Annotated in this window: 1 pseudogene; it reads left to right on the top strand. The window is 43.6% G+C overall.

The features are described from left to right. Window positions 1-33: 33 nt before the first annotated feature. Window positions 34-932 (top strand): annotated as a pseudogene (locus ACTJLE_RS06370) (hypothetical protein); the annotation flags it as partial.

Here is a 932-nt window from a genome sequence, read left to right as displayed (position 1 = left end):
AGCACGCAGCTTTTAAGCCAAAAGCAGGCTTTTTTGCAGAAAGAAATCCAAGAAACGTCTAATAAGCTTAACGTTTTGAAACAGGCGGATAAGCAGGCTAAAGTACAGTTGGAAAACGGGGAGCTTGGTAGAGACAAGTATGATGCGTTGCAGCGTGAGATTGTTGAGACAGAAAATAATCTTGATAGTTTAAAAGAAAAATTAAAACAGGTAGGTAGTGTTAGTTTAACCAAGCTTAGTAGCCAGTTTGATAGTACGAGTAAAAAGATAAAGAAACTAGGAGATGGTATGTCATCTCTTGGTCAAAGTTTAAGCACGAAAGTTACGTTGCCGATTGCTGCTATTGGTACTGCTGGTTTTACTGCTGCAGCAGACTTACAGGATGCTATGGGGGCTACAGAGCAGATTTACGGTAAGTCTGCTGACAGAATGCTTAAATGGTCAGGAAGTTTGAAATCTTATTATGGTATTGCTCAAGGTCAAGCTTTAGAGTATGCGAATACTATGGGCGCGATGTTGAAAAATATTGGTGGGAAAAGTGATGCTGAAGCAGCTGAGATGAGTCAGAAGCTGGTTGCTCTTGCAGGCGACTTGTCTGCTATGTTTGGTGGCACAACCGAGTCTGCTGTTCTTGCTTTAACGGGCGCGCTTAAAGGTAATAATGCGATGCTTGACAATTATGGTATGGGTGTTAACGAGGCGACTATTAAAGCTAAAGCTCTTGCCATGGGTTTGCATGATGGTAGAGGCGCGATGAGCTTGCAAGCGAAACAGGCTGCTACTTTGGCTCTTATTATGGAGCAGACTGCTGACGCTCAAGGGCAGGCTGGGCGTGAAGCTGCGGGCGCTTCGGGTTCTATGAAGATTCTAAAAACAGAGTTGCAGAATATTGCTGCGACTATTGGTAATGTTTTACTTCCCGTCATAACACC

Source organism: Gardnerella sp. CCPDSM (genome assembly GCF_056754715.1).
This window is presented reverse-complemented; position numbering and strand designations above follow the sequence as displayed.